Here is a 469-nt window from a genome sequence, read left to right on the forward strand (position 1 = left end):
TGGCCGCTCACTGGCTGAACTTGCTGCAAGGCATCGTCGCCGATCCGCAACGGCGCATCGGGGAATTGCCGCTGCTGGACGCGACCGAGCAACAGCACAACATCGCCCAGTGGAACCCCGGCCCGCGCAGCTTCCCAAGCGACACCTGCGCCCATCAACTGATCGCCGAGCAGGCCCGTCAACGGCCTGACGCCGTGGCCCTGCGTTGCAACGGCCAGACCCTGACCTACGCCGAACTGAATGCCCAGGCCAACCGCCGTGCGCATCAGTTGATCGCTCACGGCGTGGGGCCGGACGTGCTGGTGGGCCTGGCCGCGGAGCGGGGTATCGAGATGATCGTCGGGCTGCTGGCGATCCTCAAGGCCGGCGGCGCCTATGTGCCGCTCGACCCAACCTACCCGCAGGACCGCCTGGCCTACATGATGCAAGACAGCGGCATCCAGCTGCTGCTGGCCCAGGCGTCGCTGGC

General features: G+C 68.0%; 1 protein-coding gene. It reads left to right on the forward strand.

What is annotated here, in order from left to right:
* The coding region (locus tag HX817_RS31480; protein ID WP_371317791.1) for an AMP-binding protein at positions 1 to 469 on the forward strand (469 nt) is incomplete at both ends.

Origin of the sequence: Pseudomonas sp. C6002 (assembly GCF_013385805.1) — a bacterium.
Lineage (GTDB): Bacteria > Pseudomonadota > Gammaproteobacteria > Pseudomonadales > Pseudomonadaceae > Aquipseudomonas.